The organism is Mycobacterium sp. TH-M103, assembly GCF_057473785.1.
On record NZ_JBYCLG010000306.1, the window covers coordinates 1 to 3,275 of the forward strand.

The window sequence follows — 3,275 nt, forward strand, 5'->3', positions numbered from 1 at the left end:
GATCGGCTGGCCGAACGACTGGCGCTCCTTGGCGTACTTGACGCTCTCGTCGACGCAGCCCTGCGCCGCGCCGGTGGCCAGGGCGGCGATCGCGATGCGCCCCTCGTCGAGGATGGACAGGAAGTTCGCGTAGCCGGTCCCGCGGGCACCCAGCAGGTTCTCCTCCGGAACCCGGGCGTCGACGAAGGTCAGCGGGTGGGTGTCCGACGCGTTCCAGCCGACTTTGTTGTAGACCGGCTCGACGGTGAATCCCGGTGTGCCGCCGGGCACGACGATCGTCGAGATCTCCTTCTTGCCGCCGTCGAGGGCCCCGGTGACCGCGGTGACGGTGACCAGCGAGGTGATGTCGGTGCCCGAGTTGGTGATGAACTGCTTGTTGCCGTTGATGATCCACTCGCCGCCCTCGAGCCGGGCGGTGGTGCGGGTGGCGCCCGCGTCCGAGCCGGCTCCCGGCTCGGTCAGGCCGAAGCCCGCCAGCGCGCGCCCAGCCGTCAGGTCCGGCAGCCACCGTTGCTTCTGCTCCTCGGACCCGAAACGGTAGATCGGCATCGCGCCGAGGCTGACCCCCGCCTCAAGTGTGATCGCCACCGACTGGTCGACCTTGCCGAGTTCCTCGAGAGCCAGCGACAGCGCGAAGTAGTCGCCGCCCATGCCGCCGTACTCCTCGGGGAACGGCAGGCCGAACAGGCCCATCTCGCCCATCTTGGCGACGACCTGGTACGGGAAGCTGTGCTCCTCATCGTGTTTGGCCGATACGGGCGCCACCACGGTCCGCGCGAAATCGGCAACCGTCGCCCGTAGGTCTTCGTACTCCTTGGATAGCGTCATGATTCCTGATCCTTGATCCGCGCCAGCACCTGATCGACTTTGACCTGGTCACCGACGGACACCAGCACCTCGACCCGCCCCGAAACCGGTGCGGGCAGCGAATGTTCCATCTTCATCGCCTCGACGACCACCACCACATCGCCCTCGGTAACCTCGGCGCCGGAGTCGACCTGGACGGCGATCACGCTGCCCGGCATCGGGCTGAGGACCTCGGCCTGCCGCGCGGTGGCCGCGCGGTGAATCCTGTGCTCCTCGGCCTCGCGCAGCTGCCAGGTGCCGCGCTCGTCGGCGATCCACAGGTGCCGGCCGGACTCGGCCCACAGGTACTCCCGGCGCACCCCATCCAGCGTCACGGATATCCGCGCACCGTCGAGTTCGATACTCGCAGAGCAGGTCTCGCCCTCCCCCACCCGCACCGAGGCGGCGTCCGGCGGCCCCCACACCGACACCGTCTCGGTGCGCAGCGCGGTGTGCATCTCGGTGCGCACCGGCGCCGGGTTCCCGCCCACGCGCCAGCCGGTCGGCGCCGCCCACGGGTCACCCGATGCCCGTTCGGCCAAGTCACGCTGGCGGTAGAGGCCCCCGGTGGCGAGCACGTCGTCGGGCGCGGGCAGCGGCGCGAACTGGGCCACCCGCTCGTCGAGCAGCGCGGTGTCCAGGTCGCCGGCACGCACCCGCTCGTCGGCCAGCAGGAACCGCAGGAATTCGACGTTGGTCTGCACACCCAGCACGGCGGTCCGGGCCAGCGCCCGGTCGAGGGCCGCCAGCGCCGCGTTGCGGTCCGCGCCGTGGGCGATCACCTTGCTCAGCATCGGGTCGTAGTCGCTGCCGACCACGGTGCCGGCCAGCAGCGAGGAGTCCACCCGCACACCGGCGCCCGACGGCTCGAACACCTGCAGCACCCGGCCACCCGTGGGCAGGAACCCGCGCGCCGGGTCCTCGGCGTAGACGCGGGCCTCGATCGCGTGGCCGCGCAGCTCGATGTCGTCCTGGGCGAACGCCAGCTTCTCACCGGCGGCCACCCGCAGCTGCCACTCCACGAGGTCCAGGCCGGTCACCGCCTCGGTGACCGGATGTTCCACCTGCAGACGGGTGTTCATCTCCATGAAGAAGAACTCGTCCGGGCGTTCGGCCGAGACGATGAACTCGACGGTGCCCGCGCCGACGTAGTCGACGCTGCGGGCGGTGTTGCAGGCCGCCGCCCCGATGCGGGCCCGGGTCGCCGGGTCGAGCAGCGGGGAGGGAGCCTCCTCGATGACCTTCTGGTGGCGCCGCTGCAGGCTGCACTCCCGCTCGCCGAGGTGGACGACGTTGCCGTGGGTGTCGGCGAGCACCTGGACCTCGATGTGGCGGGGCCGCAGCACGAACCGCTCCAGGAACAGCGTGTCGTCGCCGAACGAGGAGGCGGCCTCCCGGCGTGCGCTCACCAGCGCGTCGCGCAGCCGGGCCGCGTCGTCGACCAGCCGCATGCCCTTGCCGCCGCCGCCCGCGGACGGCTTGACCAGCACCGGGTAACCGATCTCTGCGGCGGCCGCGACCAACTCGTCGTCGCTCAGGCCGGGCCTGGCCACACCGGGGACCACCGGCACGTCGAAGGCGGCGACGGTGTTCTTGGCGGTGATCTTGTCGCCCATCACCTCGATCGCCCGGGCCGGCGGCCCCAGGAACACCACCCCGGCGCGTTCGCAGGCGGCGGCGAAATCGGCGTTCTCGGAGAGAAACCCGTAGCCGGGGTGGATGGCCTGGGCGCCGGTGCGTGCCGCCGCGTCGAGCACGTGAGCGATGTCGAGGTAGCTCTCGCGCGCCGCGGCGGGCCCCAGCCGGACCGCCTCGTCGGCCTCGAGCACGTGCCGCGCCCCGGCGTCGGGGTCGCTGTAGACGGCGACCGAACGGATGCCCAGCCGGCGCAGCGTCCGGATCACCCGCACGGCGATCTCGCCGCGGTTGGCTACCAATACGGTGTCGAACATCCTCATCACATCCGGAAGACGCCGTAGGAGACGGGTTCCAGCGGTGCGTGAGCACACACTGAAAGGGATAGCCCCACAACCAGTCTGGTGTCTGCCGGGTCGATGATGCCGTCGTCCCACAGCCGGGCCGTGGAGTAATACGGGTTGCCCTGGTCCTCGTACTGCTCGCGGATGGGCGCCTTGAACGCCTCCTCCTCGTCGGCCGACCACGGCTTGCCCGAGGCGCTGAGTTGCTCGCCGCGCACGGTCGCCAGCACCGAGGCGGCCTGTTCCCCGCCCATCACCGAGATGCGCGCGTTGGGCCACATCCACAAAAAGCGCGGCGAGTACGCCCGGCCGCACATCGAATAGTTGCCCGCACCGTAGGATCCGCCGATCACCACGGTCAGCTTGGGCACCCGGGCGCAGGCCACGGCGGTGACCATCTTGGCGCCGTGCTTGGCGATCCCGCCGGCCTCGTAGTCGCGGCCGACCATG

At 70.8% G+C, this 3,275-nt stretch carries 3 protein-coding genes; all 3 read right to left on the reverse strand.

What is annotated here, in order from left to right; translation table 11 throughout:
• Positions 1-828, reverse strand: an 828-nt coding sequence (locus AC2VOR_RS17095; RefSeq protein WP_486964183.1) for an acyl-CoA dehydrogenase family protein, incomplete at its 3' end; no start/stop codon positions are given.
• Positions 825-2,798 carry an acetyl/propionyl/methylcrotonyl-CoA carboxylase subunit alpha gene (locus AC2VOR_RS17100; RefSeq protein ID WP_486964184.1) on the reverse strand — a complete coding sequence of 658 codons (1,974 nt, stop codon included), beginning with the start codon at positions 2,796-2,798 and terminating at the stop codon, positions 825-827. The genes AC2VOR_RS17095 and AC2VOR_RS17100, both read right to left, overlap by 4 nt.
• A gap of 5 nt (positions 2,799-2,803) precedes the next feature.
• On the reverse strand, positions 2,804-3,275 hold a 472-nt coding region (locus AC2VOR_RS17105), incomplete at its 5' end, for a carboxyl transferase domain-containing protein (RefSeq protein ID WP_486964185.1).

What these genes read in the sequence shown, in the direction of transcription:
- AC2VOR_RS17100 (WP_486964184.1), bottom strand. Translation starts at nt 2,798, where the DNA reads ATGTTCGACACCGTATTGGTAGCCAACCGCGGCGAGATCGCCGTGCGG.